This window comes from Streptomyces sp. SYP-A7185 (genome assembly GCF_046103685.1).
Classification (GTDB): Bacteria; Actinomycetota; Actinomycetes; order Streptomycetales; family Streptomycetaceae; genus Streptomyces.
This window is the reverse complement of record NZ_CP122310.1, coordinates 9,600,425-9,626,920: the sequence shown is the minus strand read 5'-3', so window position 1 is coordinate 9,626,920 and position 26,496 is coordinate 9,600,425. Positions and strand designations below refer to the sequence as shown.

The window sequence follows — 26,496 nt, the reverse complement described above, 5'->3', positions numbered from 1 at the left end:
GAGCGTGAGGAAGGGGAGGGTGGGGAACATGGACGAGGCTCCGGGCCGCCTGCACGAGCGCGCGGGCAAGGCCGGATACGAGCCGATTGGGCCGGATGGATCGAGCAGGCCGAATGGGTCGGCCGGGTCAGGTACTGAAGGACATACCGCAGCCGTGCTCGCGCACGAGTACGAGTACGAGCAGATCGTGTGGCGCGACACCTACGCGCAGTCGGCCGCGCTGCGCGAGTTCGCCGCCGAACTGGACCAGCGCCACGAGTACGCCACGGACCTCCTGAACGACGTGTTCCTTGCCGCCCACCAAGCCCAGCCACAGTTGCGCGAGCCCTCGCAGATGGCCCCCTCCCGGCGCCCCAACCACCGGGTGATGGCCGCATTGCTGGCCTCTGTCGAGTTCGCCGAACTGCACCGGGCGACAGTCGGCGACCGCTACGCCGCCGCCCTGGCCGTCCTCGCCCAAGCCCCCGCCCTCCGCCGGCTCCTGGCCCGCACTCGCACTCCCCCACCTCAAGCCCAGCAGGCGACACAGGCCCAACAGGCCCAACAGAACAGCCCGAACAGCCCGAACACCCAAGACGCTCAGAACACCCACGACACCCGGCACGCCCAGCACGCAGCATCCGCAGCCGCCTCCGCATCCGGTCAGGCGCTGCAAGACGCCCAGGTCGCGGCGTCGGCAACCGCGGCGGTGGCCCCGGGCATCCGTGGGGGCGCCTGGAACGCGGCCACGGCCGGCGCGCCAGCGGTGGGAGAGGAAGCCGCGCTGCTGCGGGCCTGGGGGCTGGGCCCCGGCGAGCTGGAACGGATGCCGTTCCACGAACGCGCCCGCCTCGCCCAACGGCTTGCCTCCAGCCGGCTGGCGCAGTGGACCCAGCTCATCGGCCGCTTCCGGCAGATGGCCGAGGGCGAATGCGCCCGCAAGGTCCAGAACGCCAGCGGGGAACTGTTCGACGTGACTCTCGGCGACGACCTCGCCCGCCTCATCCCCTCCGAACTGGCCCATCTGGGACTGCCCCAGATGCGCGCGGTGTTCGCCGCCCGCTACGCCGCCGGAGAGCTCATGCTCTACGACAGCCAGGCCGAACAGCCCACCGGCCAGGGCGCCATCATCGCCTGTGTCGACACCTCCCACTCGATGCTGATCAACGGGCCGGGCCACGTCACCCGGGAAGCCTGGGCCAAAGCATGCGCCCTGGCGCTCCTCGACCAGGCTCGCCGCGCGAGGCGGGACTTCGTCGGCATCTTGTTTGCCGCCACCGACGCGCTTCAGGTCTTCCGTTTCCCCGCCGACCAGGCCGCCGACATCCCCCGCGTCATCGACTTCACGGAGACTTTCCTCGGCGGCGGCACCAGCTACGAACGCCCCTTGTCGGCAGCCCTCGACCTCCTTGCGCAGGAGTACGACGACACCTCCCGGCCACGCGGCGACATCGTCATGCTCACCGACGGCGAATGCGACCTCAGCCAGAAGTGGACACACGCCTGGAACGAGGCCAAACAGCGGCTGGGCTTCCGCCTCTTCGGCGTGACCATCGCCACCCCGCCCGTCACCGCAGCCGGCACGGTACTTAAGACCCTCAGCGACGACCACCGCACCATCGACGACCTCACCGACACCCACGCGGCAGCCGACCTCTTCCGCCTCATCTGACCCCCACCAGACGCCAGAGTGGACCCTCTATGCTGACGGCTCTATCCAATTCAACGGCGGGGGTGGGGACTTGAAGGTCACCTTGCAGATCGTCGGCGACACCGGCGAGGACGAGGCTCGGTCCCTTCATGAGTGGCTTCTGATGGACCGGAAGGTCCGCGGCGGCGCGCAGATGGGCCTGACGTCCTCGTCCCCGCCCGTGCCCGGGCAGCAGGGCTCGGTGTTCGACATCGTGTCGCTGGCGCTGGGCAGCGGCTTCAACGCCGCCGCGCTGGGGGTATCCATCGCCTCGTGGCGCGCCACCCGGCCCCAGCAGCCAACTGTCACCGTGGAGCGTGAGGGCGGCACCAAGGTGACCATCACGGGTACGTCACCACAGGAGGCGCAACGGCTGGTGGAGCAGTTGCTCGGCGACCGGTAGGAGGTGCCATGTCCAGGCTTCCCGTGCCCGAGAGGTCTCAGGCACTGTTCGTCGGCGTCGACCGGTTCGACGCTCTGGAGGATCTTCCGGCGGTGGGGCGGAACCTGACCACCTTGGCCGACCTCTTCGCCGGCGAGGTGTGGAACCTGGGATCGTCGCGATGTCATCGCTTGCTCAACCCCGCCTCGATGCGCGAGGTCGACGAGGCCATCTTCCGCACGGCCCAGGAAGCGTCGGACACCTTCCTGCTGTATTACGCCGGGCACGGACTGCTGGACCTCAAGGGACGCCTCCATCTGGCCATGCCGGGCAGCGACCAGGCGTCGGTCCATTCGACGGCCTTCCCCTATGACTGGGTGCGCATGGGCCTGTCGGCGAGTCCCGCCCAGCGCTGCATCGTGATCCTGGACTGCTGTTTCAGCGCTCGCGCCATGGGGGTGCAGGCCTCCGGCTCGAGCATGGTGGAACTCGCCGAGGCCGAAGGCACCTACGTGCTGGCCGCCGCGGCCGAGAACGCTTTCGCCCTGGCCCCGCCCGGTGACTCGTACACGGCATTCACCGGTGCTCTGGTACGCGTGCTGACCGACGGCATCTCCGATGCGCCGGAGTTGCTCGATCTCGACTCCGTCTTCATGGGCATGCAGTCCATCCTGAAGCGGCAGGGCCGCCCCGACCCCCAATGCCTGGGCCGCAACCAAGTGGGACGCACCTTCTTCGTCAAGAACTCCGCCTACGTGGTGGACGAGGAAGAGACCTACAGTCTGCCTGGTTCCTTCGAGGACCTCCACCAGGCCCGGAGCCTGGCGGACACCCTCCAGGCCGTCGCCGACGGTGTGGTCAACGGCCTCGGCTACGAGCTGGCCGGCGTGCATCTCGTGCGCCCCGACGGCGATCTCGTCGTCGCCGCCTTTGCCGGCGACAAGGCCACCGAGGCCGTCGTCACGGGCAGGGTAGGCTCCCGCGAGGCATGGGAGATCTGGCTCGCCGCAGCAGAGCGATGGGGCACGCTTCGCTTTGTGCCGCACACCACGGCCGGCGAGCTCGACGCACACGCCATCTGCCTGTGGCACCCAAAGGAGCAGCCTGCACTCTCCGTCGAGAACGCGTGGCAGCCGACTGATCGGCTCTTTGCCCCCCTGTATACGACGGGCACGGCGGGCGGCGAGTTGCTCGGCGTGATCTGCGTGGGTCGCCCCCGCAGCGGTCGCAGACCGACCCCGGACCAGCGGGCCGCCCTGCAGGCCTATGCCTTCCAGGCCCAGATCGCGATCACCAACGCGCGGCTGCGATCCAACATGCAGCGCGCCCTGGTCCGCCTGGAGCGCGAGCAGCAGGCACTGCGGGCCAGCGAGCAGTCCTTCCGGCAAAGCTTCGAGTACGCGCCCTCCGGCATGGCCGTCGCCGAGATGGGCGGCGACCAGCACGGGCGGATCTTGCGCGCCAACGACGCGCTGTGCCGTCTGCTGGGCCGCCCCGCGACCGCGATGCGCCGCTACTCCTTCTCCGACCTGGTCCACCCCGAGGACATCGGCACGCTCCTGCGGACCTCCGCCGAGGGCGGCAGTGCTGAACTGCGCCTGGCGCGCCGCGACGGGACGTATGTCTGGGTGCTGTTGCGCAACTCCGTCGTCGCGGACGCCGCCGAGGGACCGCGCTTCGTGCTCACCCACGTCGAAGACATCGAAGAACGCAAACTCCGCGAACTGCAGCTGCTCCATCAAATCAGCCACGACCCGCTCACGGATCTGTCCAACGCCACCGATGTCCGCAATCGTCTCGGCGCCCGGCTGTGCAGCGACCCGGGCAAACCCACCGACGCAGACCCCGTGGACAACACCTTGCACGCGCACCTGTCCCCACCCTCAGGAGGCGGTGACCGGGACGGCCAAGGCTTCGCCGTCCTCATCGGTGACCTCGACGGCTTCAAAAAGATCAACGACCGCTTCGGACGGCGCACCGGCGACGCCGTCCTCATCGAAGTGGCCCGACGCCTCAGCGACAGCGCACGCGACAAGGACACCGTCGCCCGGCTCCGCGGCGGCCAGTTCGCCGTCCTCGCCGACGAGATCAGCCCCGCCGATGCCGAGGATCTCGCAGTGCGGCTACAGAACGCGATCATCCCCCCGATCCGGCTGGAGGGACATACGGTCCGGGTGGGCGCCAGTTTCGGTATCGGCTGGGCCCACTGCGGGATGTCGGCCGAGGAGGTCTTGGACTCCGCCGAGCAGCAGATGCACCTCAAGAAAGGCACGTATACCCGATAGCGCCCAGGGCCGATGATGTTCCGCGGAAGCGCGTAGGCACCCCAACACGCTTGACCTCGCGTTCGGTTGAGGTCTCATGCTGATGTGCATGAACACCACCGCAGCGACAGAAGACACCACCGCACGCTCCGCCGACCTCCAGGCGATCGAGCACGTCATCGCCACGATCGAGCACTCCCAGGTCAACGAACTCCCCGAGGAGTTCTTGAGCCTGTTTCGCCCCGACGCGATCTGGACGACGGCCCACGGAAAGCTGCTCACCGGGCTCGAGGAGATCGCTGCCTTCACCCACCGGGCCCTCCCCGGCTCCATGGCGAACGGCTCGGTGCGCTACGAACTCATCGACGTGCTCTTCATCCGCCCCGACGTCGCGGCCGTCAAAGCCCGCGGTCAATACCTCACCCTGGACGGCGAGCCGACGGGCAACCCGACCTCGCCGCTGTATGTGATGGCCAAGGAAGACGGACGCTGGCTGCTGACCGCCAACCAGAACACCGAACAACTCCCCCAATAGACGGCTCGCCCCAAGGGCCCGCGCAGCGCCCTCTCCCCCTGGCCCCGCGCCCGCGCCTGTGCCTGGCTTCGGGCTTCGGGTCAGCACGTCCTGCGGTACGGGATGTCGGGCAGGTATGTCTTCCAGTTTTCCGGGGAGAGGCCGGAGCCGGCCCGGGCGCAGGCCTGGTGGACCAGACGGTCGGGGGCGATCTCGTAGCGCTGGAGCCGTACGTTCCTGCCCGTGGTGTAGAGCGTGTCGCCGTCCTCGGTGAAGGCCACGGAGCGGATGGGATCACCCGGCGTGGGCAGGGCGGAGCCCAGGAGGCTGCGGGAGGCCGTGTCCCAGAGTTGCAGGGTGCCGGAGAGGCCGGCGACCGCCAGGGTGCGGCCGTCCGGTGAGAAGGCCAGTGCGGTGACGTTGCTTTCGGCCTCGGGGAACGGAGCCCCGGTGTAGGTGCCGGCCAGCACGCCGATGCGCGCGTGTACGTCGCCGTCCCAGAGGGTCACCCGCCCTGCGCTGTCCGAGGCCGCGAGATACGCGCCGTCGGCGCTGAAGGCGAGCGCCTCGGTCTGGTCCTCGGTCAGCGTACGCCGCACCACCCGGCCCGAGCCCGGATCGGCGACCGCACCGCTCATGTCCACGACCTTGCCCACGTCGGGGCGCACGATCATGCCCAGTCCGCTGATGCCGGTCAGGGACCTGGCCTTCCTGGCCTGGCCCTGCTCGCGCAGGTCCCACACCTCGGTCACTGTCTTCGGCAGCTCACGGGCGACGAGGAGCCTGCCGGCGTCCGGGCTGAGAGCGATGCCGAAGATGTCGGAGAAGCCCTCTTCCTGGGGAGGGATGTCGACGGTCGCGTGCGCACGGCCGGCCCTCACGTCCCACACGATGATCCGCTGGCGGCCCGCGCGGACACCGGAGGAGTCTTCTCCGACCCTGCCGACCGCGACATAGCGGCTGTTCGCGCTCCAGGCCACCATGTCGTAGCAGTCGATGTCCTCCGGGGCGGGCGGATCGAGCGCGTCGACGGCGCACGGGGCCACGGGCGGAGTGGCCAAGGACCGGCCGCTGCGGGTGTCCTGCAACCGTAGCCGTGTCGTTCCGCCGGACGAGGACTGGAAGAGGGCGAGGGTGCGGCCGTCCGGGGCCAACTGCGCCAGGGGATAGTCGTGGTCGGTGGCCTGCCAGCGTGTCGTCACCGCGGGCCCGAGCCGCACGGTTTGCACCGTCGTGCTCAACTCGGTGCGATAGCGCAGGCTGTGCGTGGGCAGGTCGAACTCGAACTCCTCGGGCTGTTCATTGACGAGGACGTGGCGGTAGACGGGGGCGTCGGGAACTGAGAGCCGCCACATCAGGATGTGGCCGTCGACCACGGCCGCGAGGAATCGGCCGTCCGGGCTGAACCGCAGCCAGTAGGGCGAGCCCGCCACGAGGCGGGGGAGTTCACGCCCGGAGCGGATGTCCCAGCGGCGGATTCCCGTGTCGGACGCCATGGCCAGTGAGCGGCTGTCGGGTGAGAAGGCGAGGTCCTGGGCGTGGCAGGCGTCACGGCCGAGTGCGGCCAGGCGGGGCAGATCCAGTTTCCGCCGCTTCACCAGGTCCCAGATCGCGGGCGGACGGTTGTCGCTGCACGCGTACAGCAGACGGTCGTCCGGGCTGATAGCCGTCTCCCCCGAACTCATGGCGTCGTCGAATCCCAGGTCCACTGTGATGCGCAGCCGGTGAGTGCGCACATCCCACACGCGCAGGCGGTGCGACGGACCGATGTCCTCCGCCACCAGGGTGCGGCCACTGGGACCGAAGCGCACCTCTGACTGCGCTTCGCCGTCACGGCGCCACGCGATCCGCTCCGCCCATATGTCCCACAGCAGTAAGCCCTCGTCCTGCACGAGCGCGAGCGTGCGCCCGTCCGGGGACAACTCCACGGTGTCGGCCCACTCGTCGGCCGCCTCACCCTCCTCGTCGAGTGCGCCGGGTGCCTTGTAGGTGTGGGTGAGGCGGCCAGTGCGCAGATCCCAGGTACGGATGTTGTCGGGGTACACGGCGAGCAGGGTGTGCCCGTCGTCGGCCAGCCGCTGCGTGATGGGCTGGGAGGCGGTGTCGGGGAAGGAGAACTTGTCCTCCTGCTGCTGGGCCGTCGCCCCCAGCAGCGCCGACCGGGTCTCCGCGGTCTCGGCCAACCGCCAGGCGGCGATGCTCAGTTGCATGGCCCGTACCGGATCGGCGAACCGTACGCTGTCGGCCACGGCGGCGATCCGGCGTGCCTCGGCCTCCAGATGGCGCCGCTCGCTCGTCCGTGACTGCTGCCAGGCGATGACGCCCGCGATGAGGGCGAGCACGAGGAGAGTGGCAAGGCCGGTGAGCAGGCCGCGCCGTCGGCGCAGTTCGTGGGTGTGCGTGGTGCGGCTGGCGGTGAGGAAGGCCCGTTCCAGAGAGGTGAGGGCCTGTTCCACGTCGAGGTGTTCCTCCGCCATGGCCAGCCGCGTCCCCCGGTACAGCGCCCCCGCGTCTCGCCCCAGCTCGTCCCAGGCGTGTGCCGCCTCGGTCAGCCTGCGGTGGGTGCGCAGGCGTTCGCGGGCCTCGTCGATCCAGCCGGACAGGCGGGGCCAGGAGGTGATCAGGGCCTCGTGGGCCAGGTCGACGCTGTCGTTGTCGAGGGTGAGCAGCCGGGCCCGGGCGAGGCGGTCGAGGACCACGGTGACCTCGTCGGCGGGCGCGAACCCCAATTCGGCCCGGTCGACCGGGCGTCGGGTGTCCTGGGAGCCGTCGCCGGGGGCGATCAGCCGCAGCAGGATCAGCCGGGCCAGCTCCGCGTGGTCGGAGGAGAGGCCGGTGTAGATCTCCTCGGCGGTCTGCGCGATCGCGCCGTGCAGTCCGCCCGCCGCGTCGTAGGCGTCCATGGTGAGCGCCCGGCCTTGGCGGCGGCGCCAGGTTTCCCGCAGGGCGTGGGAGAGCAGCGGCAGGCCGCCCGGCTCACCGTCGGCCTCCTGCACGAGGCGGGCGGTCAGCTCGCGTTCGACGATCAGTCCGGCCGACTGCGCGGGCCTGACGACGGCCTCGCGAAGCTCGGCCGGGCTCATCGGCCCCACCAGCAGGTTGGCCTCCCGCAGGGCCTCGGCGAGTTCGCGGTGCTCGGCGCAGCGTCCGTAGAAGTCGGCGCGTACGCCAAGGACGACGCGCAGTCGGTTCGCGGGCTCGGCGGCGGCCAGCAGGCGGGCCAGGAAGCCGGCCCGCTCGCCGGGGTCGCGGCAGAGGGTGAAGACCTCCTCGAACTGGTCGACGACCAGCCAGGTGTCCCCCGGGCCCGGGGCCGGTGCGCACACCGTGTCGTGGGTGCGCAGCGGATGCTCGCCGGGGGTGAGGATCCGTACCGCCGCCGGCCGCTGCGGGCCGTCGAGGCCGCGCAGGCGGGGAATCAGTCCCGCCCGCAGCAGGGACGACTTGCCGCTGCCGGAGGGCCCGAAGACCGCGAACACGCGGTGTTGGGCCACCGCGTGGACCAGCGCGTCGGTCACCTTGCCCCGGCCGAAGAAGAGCTCGGCATCGCCCACGTCGAACCGGGTCAGGCCACGGTAGGGAGAAGGGGCGGTCTCCTCCGCCCCGAGGTCGGCTGCCCGGGCCTGGTCGCTGACCGCCTCGCGCCAGCGTTCCTCCCAGGCCTGCTCCTCGCCGTCGCACGCGCGCACATAGGCCAAGGCGACCGGCAGGGAGGGCAGTTGCTCTCCGTTGGCCGCTCTCGACAAGGTGGAGACCGAGACCTCCACTCGCCGCGCCATCTGCCGGTAGGTGATGCCGCCCGCTTCTTGACGCAGCTTGCGTAACTCGAACGCGAAACGCTGAACCGGCCCCAGCCCCGGATCGATGTCCGTCTCCGGACGCCCCATGTCGCTTCCTTCCCCCGTGCCGCCGCCCTGAGCTGCGGCGGCGTCTCATCTCAGCACGCGCCCCACGGCCGTGAAAGGCGCCATCGCGCCAACCCGGGCCTGTGACCTGCTTTGTTTCATGGCCGGGACACGGCTGAGCAACAACCTCCAGCCCGGTGAACTCAAGGCCGAACCACCCGAACGGCACGCCCCGGGATCCGGTGGCGTGCAGCCGTGGGCACACGCCGTGCCCGTGAGTCGAAGGAGAAATATGCGGAACATGCACAAGGCCGCGATCGCGGTGGCCGGGACGGTATCCGCCCTGGCCGCCCTCGTCCCCGCCGCCGGAGCCTCGGCCCCGGCCGAGGAGGTTCCCGAGGTCGCCACCTCCCAAGAGGTAGCCGGCAGCGTGGAGGTCGGGGACGGCGCGGAGATCCAGAGCTGCTACGGCGGTACCTACTGGGGGCACAGGGCCCGCGTGAAGTGCGGCAGCCACGTCCTGAAGGTCAACTGGAACGCCCACCAGGACCGCACTGTCGACGAGGTCTTCGCGGTTGGTGCAAGTCGGAAGATCTACCACATCTGGAAGAACTCCGGCGGCTGGAAGGAGATGCCCAACTCCGGACGCGCCGTCGACACCGTCCACGCCTACTGGGGCCACGGGGGCCGCACTGTCGTCGTCAGGGCCGCCGATGGCACCCACTGGCGCAGCACCTACAAGTCCAATGCCTGGCGCGGCTGGTACGCCGCCTAGAAACCCGACCGGCGAGGGTCCCCGCGCAGTCGGCGGATTCTGGCCGCGTGCGGCCCATGCAGGCGCTCGGCCGGGTTGCCCGGTCGAGCGCCTTGCGCGGCCACTGCCGTGTTCGGCGGTTCGGGCGTCGAAGTCCTCGCGGGTGGGCATCGTGAAGTCGGTGATCGGGGATGGTCCGGTACGGCCGGCGCGGAACGCCCGGTTCCACACGCACGGGTCCACACGCACGCTTCCCAGGCACCGATTCATCGACCGCGCACTGCACAGTGCGCACCACTCTGGGGGATCTGCCCATGTGCGCCAGCCGCACGACGATGAAGCTGTACGTCCTGGCCGTGGCCGTCGCGGCGGCCCTGACCACCACCGCCTGCGCGCCGAGCCAGGCCGAGAGCAAGGCCGACGGCAAGACGGGCCCGTCCGCGAGCGCCCCGAGCAAGCCGGCCGCCGATTCCGGCGGCACGGACACCGGCGGTTCGGGCGACGAGGACGGCACATATGAGTACGCAAACCGGCAGGCCCCGCCCCAGGGCTCAATCTGCGACAACGGCGGTCAGGGCCCCTACGGACTGATCGAGTCCGTCACCTTCGGCGGCGAGGCCCCCCACACGACGGTAGGGCTCGTCCTCGGCCGATACGAGTGCGGCAACGAGGGCCCCGCCTTCAAGCCGACCAGCGCAACCGGCGCCGCGACGGACGTACTCCTCGACGACAGCCACCTCAAGGTGGTCGTGGGCGGCATGCTCGCGAGCGATCTCGGCACCAAGACACCAGATGCCGACACGTTCGTCGAACAACTCGCGACGATGCAGGACGACGGCGAACTCGGCACCCCCAAGTCCCCCGCGTTCTACTTCCGGATCGACGGCGCGTCCGACCACGTGAACGCGATGCCGGACGACGCGTCCCACATCATCTACCTGTATCAGATCATCGACGGTGACTGAGCTTTCTCAGGTCAAGCGGCTTGTGGCCTCCCCGATCCCCCGCAGTTCAGGCACCGGCTGTCACGAGACCTGCGGTGACTTCTCCCGTCCGTCCATGGGCCTGGTCACGGTGTCCAGGGTCGGCCAGGGAGGACCCTGGCGCAGTACCCGCAGGAGCTCCTGCCCGAAGCGCATGCCGTCGGGGAACTGGTCGCCCCGCTCCCACCGCCAGGCGGCGACCATGGCGATCACGAGCTGTCGGCACTCCTCCAACAGCCCCTGGTCCGCGCCTGGGTAGTGCGCGCACACCGCCGCAGGCACGTGGGCGAGATCGAACTCGACGGGCCCGCGGCAGCACGTCTCCCAGTCGATGAACAAGGGGCCTTGGTTCGTGTTGAGCACATTGCCCGGGTGCGGCTCTCCGTGCAGCAACTGCTCCCCTGCGTCCCTCGCCGCGATCGCGCGGCGCAGGTCGGCCAGCGTGCCGCCGAGGAACACCCGGTCCGCGTCGGCCAGTTGCGGCGAGCGGTCAGGGTCGGCGACCACCTCTTGTGCCTCGGTGATCCGGTCGGTGAACCTGGGGCCCGGCATGTCGATCGTGCGCAGGCCGGTGTGCAGTCGTTCCAACGCCGCCGCGTAGGCGGCGGGCGACAGGTGTGAAGTCGCCGGCGCGTGGTAGGTCCACAGCGTCACGGCGAAACCATCGCGCACGAACACCCGCGCACCCGCCGAAGGCTCCACCGGACCCACCGGGCCCCCGATCTTGGCCAGCCCCTGAGCAAGCTCGACTTCGAACGCAGCAACCTCCTGGCCCACCACCGCCACGCGGGCCACCACGTCACACGGCAGCAGCCGCAACACCACCTTGTTCGAGTTGTGGAGGACCCGCGCATCGTCGGCCGGAAGGCCCAGCGACATGGCGACCGACCTCGCCGCCGCGACCGCACGCGTGACCTCGCCCCACTCCATCCCCGCATCCTGCCACAGGCCAGCAACAGCAATCCCACTCCAGCCTGCCCCACCTGCGAAGGCACGGCCCCCACACACCTGCGCACCAGAGACCGCCGTGGCCCGCGCCGCCGCGCCTTCGCTCGTCCGAACAACCCTCATCGGTGCCCGGGCGATGTCGTGACACGAGGCGACGTGGACCGGTTGGGCGGGTGGTGTGCGGTGCGGTGGGCAGGAGGGGCCACGGTGTCGGGTTCGGCCGTGCGCCAGGGGCCGGCGCAGGCCAGTGCGGCACATGCGCGGCGGGACGTGTCGCGCCACGTGTGCGCGGGCCCTGTGTCGTCGCCGGCTTTGAATCGCGCCTCGGCCTCCACCCACCGGGCCAGGCTGTCGTTCTCGGGCGGCAGGTGGACTTCGCGGGGCAGGGCGGTCGTCCGGGTGGGTGACGCGCGCTGCGCCGAGGGGAAGCGGCGGTGCACCAGTTGAGGACGGGGCACGCGGCGCTCCCACGGTTCCACGTCGACGCCGATGCTGCCGTGGCCGACAGCGGCCGCCGCCAGTCCGTCCGCGTGGCTCAGGCTGACTCCCAGCTGCGAGTGTGCGGGCAGGAAAGGGCGGCCGTGACCGGCGCGGCCGCAATCGGGGCAGTGCTGACGCAGATCCACCTCGTCCGCCGCGGCCCCGGTGGCCTTGGCGACGCACCAGCGCAGGAGCAGGCGCGCCGCCAGGACGTCGTCGCGCCGGGCGGGCACCCGTATGCGGGTGAGTCTGTCCCGTTCCCATCCGGCGAGCACCTGCTCGTCCGCTGCGGACGCGCTCAGCACTTCGTACGTGCGGGCGATCACGACGAGCGCCGGCGTGCCCGCGTTCACGCAGAGGGGGTGTGCGACGGGCTCAGGAAGCGGTCGCGGATGCGTTCCAGGGTGCGGAAGTCGTCGATGGTCGACGTCTGCAGGTCGATGGTCTCGCCGCTGAGCGACTCGAGCAGGTCGATGAATTCCAGGAAGTCCATGGAGTCGATCAGCCGGGCTTCGATCAGGTCCTCGTCGAGGGCGAGGGTGCCGTCGAGCTCGGGGTTCTTCTCGTGGATCCATGCGATGACGGGTTCCATCGTGCTGTGCGGTCCTTACTGTGCGGGTCCGGCGGTGGAGGAGTCGAGGGAGGTGGTGGTGGCGGGCGGCAGGTTCTGTACGGCGTCGAGCGCGGCTTCGGGCGAGCCGTGCGCCAGGATCAGTGCGTGGATCCAGCGTTCGACGCCGAAGGCGACGCACGCGCTGTAGGCGTCGCCGTGTGCGCCGGCGCCGATGGCCAGGCGTTGGCCGAAGAAGTTGCGGTGCCGGTTGACGGAGGCGATGGCCGTGCCGTCGGAGATGCTGTACTCGTGCTTGACGGGATCGAGTGCCATGAGCTTGGCCCGGGAGCCTTGCCGGTCGTAGAACGGGTCGTCCGCCGCTGCGCGGGTCACGGACAGGCCCAGCCGCTGCGCCATGTCGACGATGAACTGCGCCCCGTGGTCGAGGTGTTGGACGCTGCCGTCCTTGGTGCCGACGTAGAGCACTTCGCGCATGTGGAAGCCGTGGAGCCTGCGCAGCCCCTCGTAATGGCTCTCGTTGCGGAAGCATCGGCCGGTCGCGGAGATGAGCAGCCCGTCCTCGCCGATGTCTTGTCCTTGCAGCGCGATCAGCAGGCCGTAGCACGTGGCGGAGGGAAGTAGCTGGCCGGTGGCGTGCAGTGGTGCGTTTTGGGGTGGGGCGCCATCGGCCAGTGCGTCGAGTGCTTCGGGGGCGAACCGGCCGGCGGGGACGCCCAGGTGCGGGAAGTTGCGGAAGTAATCCAGGCGGGCCAGGTCCTCTGCGGGGAGCAGGGGTGGGCCAAGGACTTCCGGGGCCGCCAGCTGTGCGGCCAGGCCGCTCAGCAGCGTGTCCAGCCGGCGCAGGAGCGCCGTGTGGACGGGGTCGAATGCGAGCAGGCCGGGGCCGGGGCTGCGCAAGGGCGGCAGTGCGGGTGCGGAGGTCGTGGTCATGCAGGGGCTTTCTGGGAAGGAGGCTGGGCGCGCAGAGGCGATGGGCATGGCGATGGGTGCGGTGATGTGTCGTCACGCAGGTGTCCATGGCGTCGAGTTGTGGACGATAGAGCGCCACGGCGCAAGATGTCTAGACCAGTCTGGTGAACGGCGAGTGACGCATCGTGGCGACGGTGGCGGCCTCAAGACCCCTGCGGGTGGCGGAACTTGACAGCGACGCTAGGTCTAGACCAATGTTCCGGGTGCTGTCTCGCACTGCCGAACCGACAGCCCACGGCGATGCACCGTGCTGCCTTCGCCGTGCTGAGCCGCGCTCAGCCCACCCCACCGCCAGACGCCCCCGAAGGGTCCGCATGGCCACCACCAAGCCCTCCCGCCCCGCCCGCCCCCACCTGTACCGAGCCGCCACCGACCGGCCCTACTTCAGCGCCGACGGCGAGTCGTACCTGGCCCAGACCACCCTGCGCGAGCTGGACAAGACGCGGCCGCTGAGGGTGCTCTCGGACGAACAGTTCGCCCACTGGCAGACGTATGGCTACGTCGTCGTCCGCGAAGCGATCCCGGCCGCGTCGGCCCAGCGACTGCTGGACTTCACGTGGGACTTCCAGGGGCTCGACCCCGACCGCCCGCAGACCTGGTTCGAGGACCGCCCCTGGCGTTCCCAGCTCGACCGGCAGCTGCACATCTACGGTTTCGTCGAGGCGTACCACCATCAGCTGCTCTGGGACAGCCGCCAGAGCAGCCGGGTCTATGACGCCTTCGTCGACGTGTGGGACAGCGAGGAACTCTGGGTCACGCTCGACCGGCTGAACCTCAACCCGCCCAACCGCGGCAACCGCGACCGCGCACTGATCGACCCGACGGACCGCGGGTTCGACATCGAGCTGCACTGGGACATCGACACCACGCTCGGCGTTCCGCCCCAGCGCGTCCAGGGCATCATCGCCCTCAACGACACGAGCCCCGAGACCGGGGGATTCCAGTGCTGCCCCGAACTGTTCCGCCGGTTCGACCAGTGGGCACCGCTGCAGTCCGCCGACCGCGACCCGCTGCGCCCGGACGCCGACCGCGAGGAGTTCCCCGTCGTCCGGCCGGACCTGCACCCGGGTGACCTCCTCATCTGGAACGGGCTCCTCGCGCACGGCGTGGCCCGCAACACCTCCCAGCACGGAGTTCGGGCGGTGCAGTACCTCTCGATGATGCCCGCGCTGGAGGAGCACGACCGCCTGCGCACCTCACGGGTCGGCTCCTGGCGCCACCTGCGCACCCCGCGCTGGAACCGCACGCTCGTGGGCGACCCGGTGCTGCACGAGTCCAAGCGCTATCCCACGGCCGAACTCGACGCACTCGGCAGCCGCCTGCTCGGGCTCACCCCCTGGCACGAGCCGGCCCGGACCGCGAACGCCGGGGAGCGCGCGTGCGCCGCATCTGCCTGACCCTGCCCACCAACCGGCCGTGCGCGCCCGCCATCGCCGACGTCGCCCGGGAAGCCGCCTACGGGGCACGCGCCTTCGACGTGGAGGTCCACGTCCTGGTCCTCGACTCCGCCCCGCCGGCCGCACGGCACGAGCACCGCCAAGTGATCGAGAACCTGGCGCCGGCCCGCGACGTCGTCGTCCACCACCTCGACGAAGCAGCGCAGCGCACCCTGCTCCACGACATGGCCGCCGCGGCCTCGCCCGCACACGCCGAGCGTCTGCTCGGCCTGCTGCTGCCCGACGACGTGTCCTACGGCGCCTGCACCGACCGCGCCTTCCTCCTCGCGGAGATGCTGGGCTGCGCCTCGGTGCACCGCCGGGACTCCGACAGCCGCTACCAGGAACACGCCGGCCACACCCTCTTCCCGCTCCACCACGAACTGGCCTTCCTCGGCGTCAGCGCATCCGAGGCCGCCGAGCACGTCACGGTCCGCAGGCTGGACCCGGCCGTCGCCGACCGCCCCATCGCCCTGGTCGGCGGGTCGTTCATCGGTGCCATGTCCGTCGACCTGGACGCGATACGACGCAGCGACCCCGGCACCTACGAGCGCGTCCTGATGCTCACCGTGCCCGACGACTACCCGGCCCTGTGGCGCACCACCCTCGTCGCGGACACGTTCCGCGGCGCCAAGACCACAGCGTTCAGCGCGGACCACACCACCCTCACCCGGGTACCGCCCACCCGCGTCGACATGTGCAACATCGCGCTGTCCCGCGCGGTGTACACCCGCGTCCCGCTGCCGCCGGCCACCCACACGATCGGCAGCGACTACTTCCTGCTGAACCTGGCGCACACCGCCGTCCTGCCCGGAGTGCACCACAACCGGCACATCGTCAACCACCACACACCGCACCGCCGTACCGATGCCGGCTTCCTGGCCTACCAGGTCAGGCTCGCCAAGTACGTCCTTGCCGTGCCCCGCCTCCACGAGATCCACACTGCGCTGCGGGCGCCGGAAGCCGGCCTGGTCGACCACGAGGGCCGCCTACGGACCAGCGCCGTCACCCAGGCCGTGCGCCGCAGTGCCGCAGACATCCGCCCCGCCGATGCCCACCGGCTCGACACGCTCGACTCCGTCTACCGCGACCTCGGCGGACGCTGGGCCAAGGCAGCGGACCTGCTGGCGGCGCGCAGGGACCAACTGCTGGCCGAGGCCCGGACGGACATGGCCGACTTCGCCTTCCTCCTCGACGCCTGGCCCGCACTGATCAAAGCCGCGCGCACCAGGGAGCCCGTGACCCGATGACGACACCGCACCCGCACACGACACACCCGCCGCACCCGCCACACCCGCACGAACAGCTACCGCCGTGGACCGAGCACACCATCAGCGTCCACTACGCCGCCGGCACGGCCCGACGCGGCCCGCTCGCCGCCGGGCAGACCAACATGATCCGCTGCATCCTGCGCGACGACCCCGTACAGATCAACATCCACGACGTCTGGCCCGCACCACCGGGCACCCTGGTCGAACATGCCGTCAGCGCCCTGCGCACCCTGGTGGAGCGGCACGAGGCGCTGCGTACCACCTTCCCGCACCAGCCCGGCGAACTGCCCCGGGAGCAGCAGGTGGCGGCTCACGGCTCCTTCGACATCACCGTGCGGGCGCACGCCGCCTATCCCGACGAACCAGCCGACTACGCCCAGTTTGTGGCCCGCGACGCCCGCCGTGACCGATTCCGCCTCGACCGGGACTTCCCGCTCCGGCTGACGCTGCTCACCCGAGGCGGGGACCTCACGCATCTGGCGCTGGCCGCAAGCCACGCCGCCACCGACGGCACCGCGCTCGCGATCCTCCACGAGGAATGGCGTGCCCTGGTGACCGGCACCGCCCTGCCCGCACCGGACGCCCTGGCCCCGCTCGACCTCGCCGCCCAGGAGACGTCGCCCGCGGGGCTGCGCAAGAGCGCGGCATCGCTGCGCTATTGGGAGCGGGTCCTGCGCACCGCACCCCAAGCCATGTTCGCCGAACCACGGCTGCGCGCGGGCGACCACCGCACCGCACAGCTTTCACTGCACTCCGGGCGCGCAGGCCGCGCACTGCAAGCCGTCACCGCACGCACCGGCAGTCCCGCCCCCACCGTCTTGCTGGCGGCCTGGAGCACGTTGGCCGCGCACCGGGCAGGTCAGACGACCTGCGTCACCGCGGCACCGACCTCCAACCGCAACCGGTCCCACCACGCCCGCAGCGTCACCACCCTGTCCCAGGACGCCCTGCTCAGCCTCGACGTGAGCGGCCCGACCTTCGACACGGTCCTGCGCAAGGCGTGGGGCGCCGCCCTGGACGCCTACCGGCACAGCAGCTTTGACTCCGTCCGGCTCTGGGACATGATCGACACCGTTACCCACGAACGCGGCAGCCGCTTCGCCCGTGACGTCGTGTTCAACGACGTCAGCAGCGTCCCCGCCACGTCCGTGGGCACCGCGGACGCCGAGCCCGGCACAGCAGTCCCCGACCTCTCCTTGACCTGGGGTCCGGAGCAGGAACTGCCCACACGCCTGCTCACCTTCGTCCATGCCATCGAACCGGCTCTGCGCCTCTCCCTGTGGGCCGACCCCGCCCTGTTCACGCCCGAAGAAGCCGAAGGCCATCTGCACGGACTCGTCCGGCTGCTGGAGGCCGCCGCACACGCGGACGTCCCGCTGGAGGACCTCACTGCCCTCACCGGCGTGCGCCCCGCCCAGCGTGACAAGCACTGGCATCGCGTCGACGGCTGCTGGATCTCGCGCCCTGCACTCGAACAGGCCATCAGCCACGTCACGGGCGGTCTCCAGGTGCGTGTCACTGTCACCGACCACGCCCGGGCCGCGGACGGCACCGAGCCAGCGGAGCCCACCGCGACGAGCACCGATGACCCCGACCCAGGCCGGCACGGCCGGCGCCTGACCGCATTCATCGTCGCGCCGCACGCACCGCCGCCGACGCCGCGCGGCATCCACACCGCGCTCATGACACAGGTCGCGGCACGCTCCGAGCTCCTCGCCCCGCAGCGCTACGTCATCGTGCGTACGCCCCCTTGTGATCGCGGTGACTCCACCGCGTGGCACCAACTGCCTGCCCTCATCGACGGGGACGGCCGGGAAAGGCCGATGTGACATGACCACCGACCATACGACCGACACGCTGCCCAGCCCATGGCGCTCGGCTCCCTTCCGGCTGTTCTTCACCGCCCGCAGCGCCTCGCTGTTGGCCGACGGCATGCTGATGGTCTCGCTGACCACCGCCGTGCTCGCCACGGGCTTCGGCCCCGCGGGCGTGGGCTACGCCCTGGCCGCGTGGATGGCCCCCGTCGTGCTCCTCGTCCTGATCGGCGGAGTGCTGGCGGACCGATTCTCCCCACAGACCACCATGGTCGCCGCGGACCTGCTGCGCATGATCGCCATGCTGCTCATGGCCGCACTCCTGGCGTTCGGTTCTCCCGAGCTGTGGCAGATCATGACGCTGATGGCGATCAGCGGGGCCGCGACCGCCCTGTTCCAGCCAGGACTTGCCGCCCTCGTGCCGCAGGTCGCGCAGGACATCCAGCGAGCCAACGCCCTGCTGCGCCTCTCCGAGGCGCTGAGCGCTCTGCTCGGTCCGGGACTCGCGGGTTTGCTGGTCGCGTACGGGGACATCGCCGCCTCCTACCTGGTGATCGCCGGCGCCTACGCGCTCAGCGCGCTGGGGCTGCTTCCCCTCAGGCGCCTGGCCTCCCGCCCCGACGAGGAGACCGCGCCGATCTGGCACCGTCTGGCCGTCGGCTGGCGGGAATTTCGCTCCCGGACCTGGCTGTGGAGCGTCATCCTCATCTGGTCGATCTTCGGACTGTTCGTCTTCGGTCCCGCACTGCCCCTGGGCGCCGCGCTCATCACCGAGCAGCACGGCGCGAACGGATACGGCTGGATCGCCTCCGCGGACGGTGCCGGCACCATCATCGGCGGACTGCTCGGCATGCGCGTGCGACCCCGCAAGCCGATCGTCGCCGGAGCGCTCGCCATGCTGATGTTCGCGCTCAACCCGCTGGCCCCCGCCCTGGGGTGGTCCTTTCCCGCCACTGCGGCCGCACATGTGCTGGGCGGTTGCGGGTTCGCCTTCTGGGGGGTGATGTGGGCGACGAGCATCCAGACACACATCCCGCTCACGGTGCTCAGCCGCGTGTCCGCCTACGACGTGGCGGGCTCCATCATGGTCATCCCCCTGGGGCGCGCCCTGTCAGGTCCCGCGGCCGAGGCGTTCGGCACCGCCCGCGTCCTGCAGTTCTCCGCCGTGGTCGCCGTCCTCCTCATGGCAGTGATGCTGACCGTCCCGGCGATTCGCCGACTCGGCCGCGAACCGGCCAGCCCCTCGGCACCGTCCTTGGCGCCGCTGACCGCGGCTGACTAGGACTTCGGTCGCTGCCCCTTCCGGCCGGTGCCGTAAGGGGCAGCGACCGCAGGGGCATGTTGCCGCCCCCAGGGGAGCCAATCGCCGGGTACGAGCCGCCGGGTACGACCCTCGCTTGAGGCCGTTCGGGGGAACTTGCCGCCGCCTGCGCACGGTTCACTCCGGAGCGATTGTCGTACGGTCATGAACGCCACGTACGCCGAACAGCGCCCGCGCCCTTCCCTGCGCGCCTGCCCAACATCCCTTCCATCGGCCGCCGAACGCCGCCATCTGCGGGAGCAGTGGGGGCTGACGCCCCTTCAGGTGGCGTCAGCGTTCGGCGTGACGGTGATGACGGTGCGGTCCTGGGAATCGGGGAAGACCTCTCCCAGAGGTGAGCGACGCCAGGCCTACGCTCGATTCCTTGAGGGCCTGGCCCAGAAAACCTGCGCGGTGCCTGCCACACCGCACCGCGTCCAGCGTCCAGCTGGGGCGATGACCGTCCCGATGAGACCAGGTGCTTCGCCCATGGTGAGCGGGCGCCCGGTTGGGAATGCACCCGATCCCATCTCCCCTCAGCGTCGGCGCAGGCTGCGCCTTGCTGCCGCAGGCGTCGGCCTGTGGAGCATCTTTGTGCACCTGATGGTGACCATCCCCGCCCCTCCCACCTGACCGGGCCTCAGCCCGCTTTCGCCCGGGGGCCGCACCGCCTTTCAGCGGCCACCGGGCAGAGGCGGGCTCAGCATGACGCGCCGCCGCGGCTCCTGTCGGCATCAACCCTGGCATCGAGAGGTGGCAGGCGGCGCCCACCCGGGGCGCCCCTCAGCAACGTCCCCTTCTGAGCGCGTGGCGTTGTAGCCCTAACCATCGGCCTTGGCGTCGAGGAGGCCCGCGATGAGGTCGGTCAGCGCCGTGACCGCCTCGCTCTCGGTTGACCGTTCTTGGTTCAGCTCGACGGCAAGCGCCTCGGCCGCACCCAGCACGCCGACACAACGCAGCCGCAGGGCCTGGGGCGCCAGGCCGGTATAGGGCAGCAGCGCCGTGGCCATCAGGTCCGTGTAATCCTCCGTCAACTCGTGCTGGACCGCTTCCATTTCCGGGCTTCCTTTCAGCGCGGCGGACACGGCGCTGAGCTCGGGCATGTCGGTGGCGCAGGCGAAGTAGGCACTGCTGATGACTCGGGCGATCTCCCCGGCGCCGGGGGGCGCATCCTGCAACGCCTGTGTGATCGCTGCCCGGTGGCGTGCGTCGAGCCGCCGGAAGAGGGCGAGCAGCAGACCGGGGCGCGTGGCGAAGTGGTCGTAGGCGATCGGTCTGCTCACCCCGGCTGCCTCGGCGAGGGTGACCAGAGTCAGGCCGTCGGCGCCTTGGGTGCGCACGATCGCCACGGCGGTGTCGAGCAGCTGCTCGCGTCTGGCCGGTTTGGACAGGCGGGTCGGTGGGGTGGTCATGGTCTCCCTTGCGGTCGCCTCCCAATCTAAGCTACAAAACGTAGGTTACAAAATGTAGCTTCATGGATGAGGGGGAACTCATGGTGGAACCATCGGAATCGGTACTGATCTTGGGCGGTACGGGACAAGCGGGCGCGGGAGCCGCCGCCCTCCTGCGCCGATGGCACCCGGCCCTGCCGCTGACGATCGCGGGCCGCGACATCGGCCGCGCACGGCAGGTGGCCGCCGACCTGGGCGCCGCGACGGCCGTGACCACCAATCTGCGACGCGGCGATCTCGGCCTTCCGACCGAGCACCGCCACTCGGCGGTGATCGCCGCGCTTTGGGACGACCGCCTGCAAGGACTGCGCTACGCCCAGGATCGCGGGCTGCCCTACCTCAGCATCTCCAGCGGTCTGACGGACATCGCACCGGAGGTCATAGCGGGCGCCCACCGGTCAGGTGCAGCACCGATCCTGCTGGCCAGCCATTACTGCGCAGGAAGCGTCGCCCTCGCGGCTGTGCACTTGGCCCGGCAGTTCGACCGGATCGACACCATCCGGATCGGTGCGGTCCTGGACGACCTGGACACCGGCGGGCCCGCGGGTCAAGCGGATCTGCAGCGGTGGGCCACCGCCACCTCGGCCGGCCTGGTGCGCCGAGACGGCGTCTTCACCTGGGTCAACGGCCCCGACGCGCGAGCGGAGGTACACAGTGCCGACGGCACCGTCCTGCCGGCCCAGAGCATCGCCGTCCTCGACGTGCCTAGCCTCGCGCTCGCGACGGACGCACCCAACGTCCGCTTCGACTTCGCCGTCGGCGAATCCGCCGGCCGGCGCCGCGGCGAAGCCCCGTCCTTCGAGGTCCGGATCGACCTCGATGGCGCTGACCGGGCAGGTATGCCGATCAGCACGAGCAGCTACCTGGTCCATCGGGCAGGGCAGCGTCCCTTGACCGCACTGGGCATCGCCCTTGGCATCGAACGTCTGCTCGGCCTGCGCGGAGATGCCGTCACGCCGGGCATCCACACTCCCGAGTCGCTGCTCGACCCGGCCTACGCGGTCGAGCGAATGACCGAGACCGGCGCCGCCTTCATCGGCGCACCCGCCAACAGCTGACCTACCCATCACGGGTTCCACACCCGGGGGGCGCCCCGCTGCGATCGTGTCGGCGTTGCTGGTGTTTGCGCTGGCCACGAGGTTGCGGGCATTGAGGAGCAGCGTCAACTCCGCGCGTTCATCCCCACCTTGGCGGCTTTGGTGAGTTTGGGGGCCCCGGCGGGGAACGTGGCTTTCCCGCCTGAGAAGAGCAGGAGGCCGCCCGGCGTCTGGGCCACCACGTCCGCATACCTGTCGCCGTCGATGTCCAACGGGGGCAGGGTGGCACTGATCGATGTACCGCCGTAGGTCGTCGCGTCGAAGGCGGTGGCCCGGGACGGGTCGGGGCCTGAACCGTCGGGTGCGCCGGGGAGCAGCGTGAAGCGGCCCGCCTTGTCCTCGCCGGGTGTGCTGACCACCAGGTCCGGATGCCCGTCACCGTTCACGTCACCGGCGCCGGAGACGGCACCGAACATGTCCCTTCCCTGCGAATCGCCGGGGATGCCGGGGGTCTCCTGGTCGTACACCGTGGTGCGGCGGCCCGTGCCGGGTCCGCCCTTGGCGCCGTAGACGATGGTGAGCTGCCCCGGGTCGAGGCCATCGGCCGGGGCAGCAGTGCCCCCTCCTCCGACGAGGAGGTCAAAGATGCCGTCACCGTCCACATCGCCGGCCAGCGGCGTCACGACTCCGTCCTCGGTGCTGTTGTCCAAGCCCTTGGGCGGGGCCGCCGAGACAGGCCCGTCAGGGCTGCCGCGGAAGTAGGCGGCTGCCGGGATCGGGTCGGACACCGGCTCCTCGTCGTCCGCGTACGGCGGGCTGCCGGTGAAGAGCAGGTCATCGAAGCCGTCGCCGTCGAAGTCACCACCGGTGGCCCCGCCTCCGGCGGCCTTCCAGTCCTGGCCCACCAGCCGGGCCGGGGAGCCGTCCCGGCCGAACGGGCCGTATGCGATCCGCCCGGGTGTCTGGGAGGGGTCTTTCTCCTGCGCCCCCTTGCCGCGGTCGATCAGGTCGAGGGCACCGTCGCCATTGACGTCGGCCACGGCCATCGCGAGGAACTGGCGCGGGGCGGCTACGGTCACCGGATCGCCGAGGCCGTTCCGGCCGCCGAACATGACCACCGCCTGGTAGATGGCGCCCGGCTTGGTCTTGTGGCCCGGTCGTGCGGGTTCTCGAGTGGTCACCAGGTCCGTGTACCCGTCGCGGTCGAGGTCGCCGCGGAGCAGCGGGCCGCTGTAGACGTCGCGATACCGGGTGGCGCGGGCCGCGTCCAGCCCCTTCTTCGAGCCCGGTACGACGACTACGTTCCAGGCCCATGAGCCGCCGGGGGCGCGGTTCGCGTCGACGGTGACGAAGTCGTCGTAACCGTCCTTGTCGAAGTCACCGAGGCCGGACTCACTGCGACCGTCGCGGTCCCGCGGAGCCGGACGGCTCTCCCCCGCACCGCCGCTTGTCCCCTGACGGCTCCCGCCGTCGCCTGCGCACCCCGTGAGCAGCAGGGCCGTGCAGCCCAGCAGTGCGAGCGCGAACCGGGGTGCAACCACAGGGAGCTCCTGACGCAAGGAAGTGACGAGGGATCCTGGCTCGCCACGTGACACAGCAGAGCCACCCGAATTTCGATGGCGCCCCAACCTAATAATCACCAGCCGTGGATGGCAATGATCAAAGCACGATGGCACAGACCACCTCGATGGCACTGAAGGCGCCTGAGCCAGCCGAAGGCCCGTTCACTCCTCCAGCCACACGGGAAAGATGCGTAATCCGGCGTCCCCTGGGGGCCGTTGGACGGGTCGGACACCGATGCCAAGGCAGGCGTCGTGGCCGATGGGGGGGCGGTGCGATAGCCGACGCCGGTGCCCTGGTCTTCGCGACGCCCGATTTGTTCAAGGTCCTCACGCTCTGAGAGCCCCGAACGCACGGCGACGGATCACCGTTTCGGCCTGCGCTCTCGCGGAGTTGGTACTCGAGCAGACTGCGGTCGCTCCGATCAGCTTCCAGTGGACACCGGCATCCCGAAGGACACGATCTTCGAGCACCATCGGAAAGGTTCGGCGCCAGCAGGCATCGCATGCCACGGTGTGCTCATCACGTCACGAGAGGAAGATGAGATGCAGCGAATGACGCGTTGGACGACAGGCCTGCTCGCCGCGGGTGGCGTCGCCGCGGCCTTGCTGGCCGCTCCTGCCGCAAGCGCCCAGCCGAACGAGTTCACCGTGCAGTGCCCCGGCGGCTGCGCCCAGACAACCCCCGACGGCTTCCAGGTCTCCTCCACCACGGGGAACTTCACCACCAACGGCAACTGGGACCCGCACTAGACCCCAGACGGACCAACCGCCAACCTCGGGAGATCCTCCGTTCACCGGCCTTGCCGCCAAAGACGATCACCAGGCTCAAGCCGGTCGCCCTTCACATCCGCCGCAGCAAAGCTCGCATCACCCCCTTGCAGGGCGCGGCCGGCACGGACAACGGACAGCGCGGGTTCGGAGCCGAGGGTTGTCCGGTTGAGGAAAAAGGCCCTGACGCGGCAAGACGGGCACGTCACAATGGGGCGCAGGAGGCCTGTTCACCGATCAAGGCCCTTTCCCGCTCGACGAATGTCGCAGCGAGGCCGCCAAGGCCACGACCGTGGACCCGAGCAGGGAGGGAACTACTTGACCTGGCCGACCCAGTGCTTCCCGTCCTGGTCGAAATCGGGGCGCACCTCCAAGTCGATCTTGTTGAGCTGCTTTTGCGGGACGTCGAACGCGAAGTAGGCCGCACCTGAAGATCCAGGTGACACACTGCCGGCGATACCCGCACCCAGATCCCCGTCGAAGATCTGCTCGCAGGTATCGCCGTCGCTTCCGGACTTCACGTACACGCTCATCAGTGCGCCCTGGAACGCCTCGTCCGTTCCGTTGTGCACCTTGATCCGCCACTTCACTGCCTGGTTGCCGGATTCATGGCCGATGGAATACGCGCCGGGCGTGAACGTGGTCGGCTTGGAAACGGTGACTGTCAGGCCACCGTCCCACTTCTTCGTGTCCTCCCAGTCGCCTGCCTGCTCAGCTGCGGGTGACAGCAGCGGAGCCGCCACGGCCAGGCTGCTGCCGGCGCCCAGGAAACACGCAGTGATCGCGGCGACCGAAAGCCGGGCGACCGCGGAGGTGCGTATGCCGTTCATACCTCCAGGGTCCGCCTGTGGTGGCGCTGGGTCGACCGGAGCACCCGGCGCGCGCGTACAGCGGGTCGGCTGCACAGCTCGGCGTCCCAACCCCCAAAGAGGCAGTCACGCAGCGTTTCAGGAAACAAGCGCAGGGGCGCCCCTCCGGGGGGCGGCCCCGGCTGCTCGGCGGAAGTGCGGGAAAGGATTCACGGCCAGGCACCAAGTAGGTACCATGGGTCTCATGCCATCACTGAATGTGAGCTTCACCGAAGAGGAGATGGAGGGCGTGCGCGCGGCGGCTGCCGCCGAGGGCAAGAGCCTGAAGGCCTATCTCCATGACCTTGGGGTGCGGGAGATGCAGCGCAGGCAGTTCGTCGCCGGCGCCGCCCAGTGGGCCGAGCGGCTGCGAGCCGAGTTCGACGCCGCCTTTCCCGACGAGGTGCCGCCCTCGCAGCGACCCGGAGCCGGAGCTGCAGCCGCCTGATGGTTCTGCACATAGACGTTTCCTGGCTGCTCGACATCCAGGAAACCGCCCTGGGTGACGACGACGTCTCCGTCTCCGACTACTCCGCGCTCGTCGCAGCCGTCGCCCGGCACAAGACACGGATGCCCACCCTGGAAGCATCCGACCCGGACGCCGCCTGGCGCGCCGCTGCCCTCCTGCACACCATCGTGCAGCTGGAACCGCTGCCGCACCGCAACAGCCTGTACGCGGCATTCGTCGCCGCCCAGTACATGGACCAGTCCGGCGAGGGCATCGATCCGCCCTACGGCGCCCTGTCGGACCTTGTCCGCAAGGTCCGCGACACCAGGATCAGCGTGTACACCGCGGCCGAAGCGCTGCGCGCCTGGAAGGTCTAGGACCCCGCCGGGCACGTTCCAGCCCACCGTCGAGCACACTCCTGCCGCGTTCCTGCTTGCGCCGGGGTCGGCTTCCTGCCTCCTTGATCACGCGCTCTCTTCTCGGCGGACGGCGAAGGCTCCCGCGGCAGCCGCCAGGACTGCCGCTTCTGCGGCCCGTTGCGGGAGGTGCGGGTCGGGGTCGGCTCGCAGGAGCACCAGCTGGTGGTAGAGCGGCGCCGTGGCGGCGATCAGCAGGCTCCGCGCGTCCGTGTGCGGTACGGGGAGTTCACCGCGCTCGACGGCGCGTTCGACGAGGACCTCGCATTGGGCGTACCGGTCCATCCACAGTTGCGTCTGGGCCCGCGCGGCCTGTTCGGAGTGGAACGAGGCGGCCATCAGGGCGATGGCGAACGACGGCCGCACGACGAGGGACTCCTGGATCTCCTGGTTGAGAGCCGTCAGATCGCCGCGCAGCGAGCCGGTGTCCGGCGGTTGCCAGTCGATTTCGCCCGCGGCGTCGATGACGTCGACGAGCAGGCCGCCGACATCGCGCCATCGGCGGTAGACCGTGGCGCGGTGCACTCCGGCGCGGGTCGCGACACCCTCCATCGTGAGGCCTTGGTGACCGCTTTCAGCGAGTTCGGCGCGCACCGCGGCGAGAACCTGGGCGCGGATACGGGCGGTGCGACCGCCCGGACGGCGGTCCGACGTCGTGTCCAGTGGGTCTGTCATCGGCAATCGGTATCCCGGTCATCAGTATCCGGTTGATCAAGGCGGCTGGGCTGTGCCAGCATCTTAACGCGACGGTTGTCGCCCTAGG

General features: G+C 70.2%; 24 protein-coding genes and 1 pseudogene. 16 read left to right on the top strand and 9 right to left on the bottom strand.

Annotated features, from left to right (window positions below; all coding sequences use genetic code 11):
- Nucleotides 1-28: 28 nt before the first annotated feature.
- From QBL25_RS42695 to QBL25_RS42675, 5 genes and pseudogenes are all read left to right on the top strand, one after another.
- Nucleotides 29-1,651, top strand: a complete 1,623-nt coding sequence (locus QBL25_RS42695; RefSeq protein ID WP_409062374.1) for a VWA domain-containing protein — start codon at nucleotides 29-31, stop codon at nucleotides 1,649-1,651.
- A gap of 70 nt (nucleotides 1,652-1,721) precedes the next feature.
- The gene (locus QBL25_RS42690) at nucleotides 1,722-2,072 is read left to right on the top strand and encodes an effector-associated constant component EACC1 (protein ID WP_409062373.1); all 351 of its coding nucleotides are present in this window, start codon (nucleotides 1,722-1,724) and stop codon (nucleotides 2,070-2,072) included.
- A gap of 8 nt (nucleotides 2,073-2,080) precedes the next feature.
- Nucleotides 2,081-2,719: pseudogene (locus QBL25_RS42685) on the top strand (caspase domain-containing protein); the annotation flags it as partial.
- Nucleotides 2,720-2,806: 87 nt separating this feature from the next.
- Entirely contained in the window at nucleotides 2,807-4,336 is a 1,530-nt protein-coding gene (locus tag QBL25_RS42680; protein WP_409062966.1) for a diguanylate cyclase domain-containing protein, read from the top strand.
- An 88-nt stretch (nucleotides 4,337-4,424) separates the two neighbouring features.
- The gene (locus QBL25_RS42675; protein WP_409062372.1) at nucleotides 4,425-4,850 is read left to right on the top strand and encodes an SgcJ/EcaC family oxidoreductase; all 426 of its coding nucleotides are present in this window, start codon (nucleotides 4,425-4,427) and stop codon (nucleotides 4,848-4,850) included.
- Nucleotides 4,851-4,930: 80 nt separating this feature from the next.
- Here QBL25_RS42675 and QBL25_RS42670 read toward each other — a convergent pair whose 3' ends face one another.
- Complete coding sequence (locus QBL25_RS42670) at nucleotides 4,931-8,716, bottom strand: helix-turn-helix domain-containing protein (protein ID WP_409062371.1); 3,786 nt, start codon at nucleotides 8,714-8,716, stop codon at nucleotides 4,931-4,933.
- A gap of 250 nt (nucleotides 8,717-8,966) precedes the next feature.
- On the opposite strand from QBL25_RS42670, the gene QBL25_RS42665 reads away from it, so the two are divergent.
- Both QBL25_RS42665 and QBL25_RS42660 read left to right on the top strand, forming a co-directional pair.
- The gene (locus tag QBL25_RS42665) at nucleotides 8,967-9,449 is read left to right on the top strand and encodes a hypothetical protein (protein ID WP_409062370.1); all 483 of its coding nucleotides are present in this window, start codon (nucleotides 8,967-8,969) and stop codon (nucleotides 9,447-9,449) included.
- A gap of 293 nt (nucleotides 9,450-9,742) precedes the next feature.
- Nucleotides 9,743-10,393, top strand: coding sequence for a hypothetical protein (locus QBL25_RS42660; protein WP_409062369.1), 651 nt, complete (start codon nucleotides 9,743-9,745; stop codon nucleotides 10,391-10,393).
- 60 nt (nucleotides 10,394-10,453) lie between these two features.
- Here the strand turns inward: QBL25_RS42660 and QBL25_RS42655 are convergent, their stop codons facing one another.
- From QBL25_RS42655 to QBL25_RS42640, 4 genes are all read right to left on the bottom strand, one after another.
- Nucleotides 10,454-11,341, bottom strand: coding sequence for a phosphotransferase enzyme family protein (locus QBL25_RS42655; RefSeq protein WP_409062368.1), 888 nt, complete (start codon nucleotides 11,339-11,341; stop codon nucleotides 10,454-10,456).
- A 137-nt stretch (nucleotides 11,342-11,478) separates the two neighbouring features.
- Nucleotides 11,479-12,192: a 4'-phosphopantetheinyl transferase family protein gene (locus QBL25_RS42650; protein ID WP_409062367.1), complete on the bottom strand. Its 714-nt coding sequence runs from the start codon at nucleotides 12,190-12,192 to the stop codon at nucleotides 11,479-11,481.
- On the bottom strand, nucleotides 12,189-12,431 hold the full coding sequence (locus tag QBL25_RS42645) for an acyl carrier protein (RefSeq protein ID WP_409062366.1): 243 nt from the start codon (nucleotides 12,429-12,431) through the stop codon (nucleotides 12,189-12,191). Before QBL25_RS42645 ends, QBL25_RS42650 begins: the two co-directional genes overlap by 4 nt.
- Before the next feature lie 15 nt (nucleotides 12,432-12,446).
- Nucleotides 12,447-13,343 (bottom strand): aminoacyl--tRNA ligase-related protein, encoded by an 897-nt coding sequence (locus tag QBL25_RS42640; protein ID WP_409062365.1) that lies wholly within the window; start codon nucleotides 13,341-13,343, stop codon nucleotides 12,447-12,449.
- Between the two features lie 353 nt (nucleotides 13,344-13,696).
- Here QBL25_RS42640 and QBL25_RS42635 point away from each other — a divergent pair, with 353 nt between their 5' ends.
- From QBL25_RS42635 to QBL25_RS42615, 5 genes are all read left to right on the top strand, one after another.
- Nucleotides 13,697-14,779: a phytanoyl-CoA dioxygenase family protein gene (locus tag QBL25_RS42635; RefSeq protein WP_409062364.1), complete on the top strand. Its 1,083-nt coding sequence runs from the start codon at nucleotides 13,697-13,699 to the stop codon at nucleotides 14,777-14,779.
- Nucleotides 14,761-16,068 (top strand): DUF6271 family protein, encoded by a 1,308-nt coding sequence (locus tag QBL25_RS42630; RefSeq protein WP_409062363.1) that lies wholly within the window; start codon nucleotides 14,761-14,763, stop codon nucleotides 16,066-16,068. The genes QBL25_RS42635 and QBL25_RS42630 overlap by 19 nt, the downstream gene beginning before the upstream one ends.
- Nucleotides 16,065-17,918: a condensation domain-containing protein gene (locus QBL25_RS42625; RefSeq protein WP_409062362.1), complete on the top strand. Its 1,854-nt coding sequence runs from the start codon at nucleotides 16,065-16,067 to the stop codon at nucleotides 17,916-17,918. Before QBL25_RS42630 ends, QBL25_RS42625 begins: the two co-directional genes overlap by 4 nt.
- A 1-nt stretch (nucleotide 17,919) precedes the next feature.
- Nucleotides 17,920-19,185 (top strand): MFS transporter, encoded by a 1,266-nt coding sequence (locus QBL25_RS42620; RefSeq protein ID WP_409062361.1) that lies wholly within the window; start codon nucleotides 17,920-17,922, stop codon nucleotides 19,183-19,185.
- Between the two features lie 183 nt (nucleotides 19,186-19,368).
- Nucleotides 19,369-19,836 carry a helix-turn-helix domain-containing protein gene (locus tag QBL25_RS42615; RefSeq protein WP_409062360.1) on the top strand — a complete coding sequence of 156 codons (468 nt, stop codon included), beginning with the start codon at nucleotides 19,369-19,371 and terminating at the stop codon, nucleotides 19,834-19,836.
- Between the two features lie 188 nt (nucleotides 19,837-20,024).
- Here QBL25_RS42615 and QBL25_RS42610 read toward each other — a convergent pair whose 3' ends face one another.
- Nucleotides 20,025-20,615 (bottom strand): TetR/AcrR family transcriptional regulator, encoded by a 591-nt coding sequence (locus QBL25_RS42610; RefSeq protein WP_409062359.1) that lies wholly within the window; start codon nucleotides 20,613-20,615, stop codon nucleotides 20,025-20,027.
- Between the two features lie 80 nt (nucleotides 20,616-20,695).
- Here QBL25_RS42610 and QBL25_RS42605 point away from each other — a divergent pair, with 80 nt between their 5' ends.
- Nucleotides 20,696-21,712: a saccharopine dehydrogenase gene (locus tag QBL25_RS42605; RefSeq protein ID WP_409062358.1), complete on the top strand. Its 1,017-nt coding sequence runs from the start codon at nucleotides 20,696-20,698 to the stop codon at nucleotides 21,710-21,712.
- 104 nt (nucleotides 21,713-21,816) lie between these two features.
- Here the strand turns inward: QBL25_RS42605 and QBL25_RS42600 are convergent, their stop codons facing one another.
- Nucleotides 21,817-23,232, bottom strand: a complete 1,416-nt coding sequence (locus QBL25_RS42600) for an FG-GAP repeat protein (protein ID WP_409062357.1) — start codon at nucleotides 23,230-23,232, stop codon at nucleotides 21,817-21,819.
- Nucleotides 23,233-23,796: 564 nt separating this feature from the next.
- Here QBL25_RS42600 and QBL25_RS42595 point away from each other — a divergent pair.
- Complete coding sequence (locus QBL25_RS42595) at nucleotides 23,797-24,003, top strand: hypothetical protein (RefSeq protein WP_409062356.1); 207 nt, start codon at nucleotides 23,797-23,799, stop codon at nucleotides 24,001-24,003.
- 332 nt (nucleotides 24,004-24,335) lie between these two features.
- Here QBL25_RS42595 and QBL25_RS42590 read toward each other — a convergent pair whose 3' ends face one another.
- Complete coding sequence (locus tag QBL25_RS42590) at nucleotides 24,336-24,851, bottom strand: hypothetical protein (RefSeq protein ID WP_409062355.1); 516 nt, start codon at nucleotides 24,849-24,851, stop codon at nucleotides 24,336-24,338.
- A 223-nt stretch (nucleotides 24,852-25,074) separates the two neighbouring features.
- Between QBL25_RS42590 and QBL25_RS42585 the strand changes: the two genes are divergently transcribed.
- Entirely contained in the window at nucleotides 25,075-25,317 is a 243-nt protein-coding gene (locus tag QBL25_RS42585) for a hypothetical protein (RefSeq protein WP_409062354.1), read from the top strand.
- Nucleotides 25,317-25,694 (top strand): toxin Doc, encoded by a 378-nt coding sequence (locus QBL25_RS42580; protein ID WP_409062353.1) that lies wholly within the window; start codon nucleotides 25,317-25,319, stop codon nucleotides 25,692-25,694. The genes QBL25_RS42585 and QBL25_RS42580 overlap by 1 nt, the downstream gene beginning before the upstream one ends.
- Nucleotides 25,695-25,781: 87 nt before the next feature.
- On the opposite strand, the gene QBL25_RS42575 is transcribed toward QBL25_RS42580, so the two are convergent.
- Nucleotides 25,782-26,408, bottom strand: coding sequence for a TetR/AcrR family transcriptional regulator (locus tag QBL25_RS42575; protein ID WP_409062352.1), 627 nt, complete (start codon nucleotides 26,406-26,408; stop codon nucleotides 25,782-25,784).
- Nucleotides 26,409-26,496 lie beyond the last annotated feature (88 nt).

Coding starts and splice junctions, on each gene's coding strand:
- QBL25_RS42695 (WP_409062374.1), top strand. CDS start 29: ATGGACGAGGCTCCGGGCCGCCTGCACGAGCGCGCGGGCAAGGCCGGA.
- QBL25_RS42675 (WP_409062372.1), top strand. CDS start 4,425: ATGAACACCACCGCAGCGACAGAAGACACCACCGCACGCTCCGCCGAC.
- QBL25_RS42670 (WP_409062371.1), bottom strand. CDS start 8,716: ATGGGGCGTCCGGAGACGGACATCGATCCGGGGCTGGGGCCGGTTCAG.
- QBL25_RS42665 (WP_409062370.1), top strand. CDS start 8,967: ATGCGGAACATGCACAAGGCCGCGATCGCGGTGGCCGGGACGGTATCC.
- QBL25_RS42660 (WP_409062369.1), top strand. CDS start 9,743: ATGTGCGCCAGCCGCACGACGATGAAGCTGTACGTCCTGGCCGTGGCC.
- QBL25_RS42655 (WP_409062368.1), bottom strand. CDS start 11,341: ATGGAGTGGGGCGAGGTCACGCGTGCGGTCGCGGCGGCGAGGTCGGTC.
- QBL25_RS42645 (WP_409062366.1), bottom strand. CDS start 12,431: ATGGAACCCGTCATCGCATGGATCCACGAGAAGAACCCCGAGCTCGAC.
- QBL25_RS42640 (WP_409062365.1), bottom strand. CDS start 13,343: ATGACCACGACCTCCGCACCCGCACTGCCGCCCTTGCGCAGCCCCGGC.
- QBL25_RS42635 (WP_409062364.1), top strand. CDS start 13,697: ATGGCCACCACCAAGCCCTCCCGCCCCGCCCGCCCCCACCTGTACCGA.
- QBL25_RS42625 (WP_409062362.1), top strand. CDS start 16,065: ATGACGACACCGCACCCGCACACGACACACCCGCCGCACCCGCCACAC.
- QBL25_RS42620 (WP_409062361.1), top strand. CDS start 17,920: ATGACCACCGACCATACGACCGACACGCTGCCCAGCCCATGGCGCTCG.
- QBL25_RS42615 (WP_409062360.1), top strand. CDS start 19,369: ATGAACGCCACGTACGCCGAACAGCGCCCGCGCCCTTCCCTGCGCGCC.
- QBL25_RS42610 (WP_409062359.1), bottom strand. CDS start 20,615: ATGACCACCCCACCGACCCGCCTGTCCAAACCGGCCAGACGCGAGCAG.
- QBL25_RS42605 (WP_409062358.1), top strand. CDS start 20,696: ATGGTGGAACCATCGGAATCGGTACTGATCTTGGGCGGTACGGGACAA.
- QBL25_RS42595 (WP_409062356.1), top strand. CDS start 23,797: ATGCAGCGAATGACGCGTTGGACGACAGGCCTGCTCGCCGCGGGTGGC.
- QBL25_RS42590 (WP_409062355.1), bottom strand. CDS start 24,851: ATGAACGGCATACGCACCTCCGCGGTCGCCCGGCTTTCGGTCGCCGCG.
- QBL25_RS42585 (WP_409062354.1), top strand. CDS start 25,075: ATGCCATCACTGAATGTGAGCTTCACCGAAGAGGAGATGGAGGGCGTG.
- QBL25_RS42580 (WP_409062353.1), top strand. CDS start 25,317: ATGGTTCTGCACATAGACGTTTCCTGGCTGCTCGACATCCAGGAAACC.
- QBL25_RS42575 (WP_409062352.1), bottom strand. CDS start 26,408: ATGACAGACCCACTGGACACGACGTCGGACCGCCGTCCGGGCGGTCGC.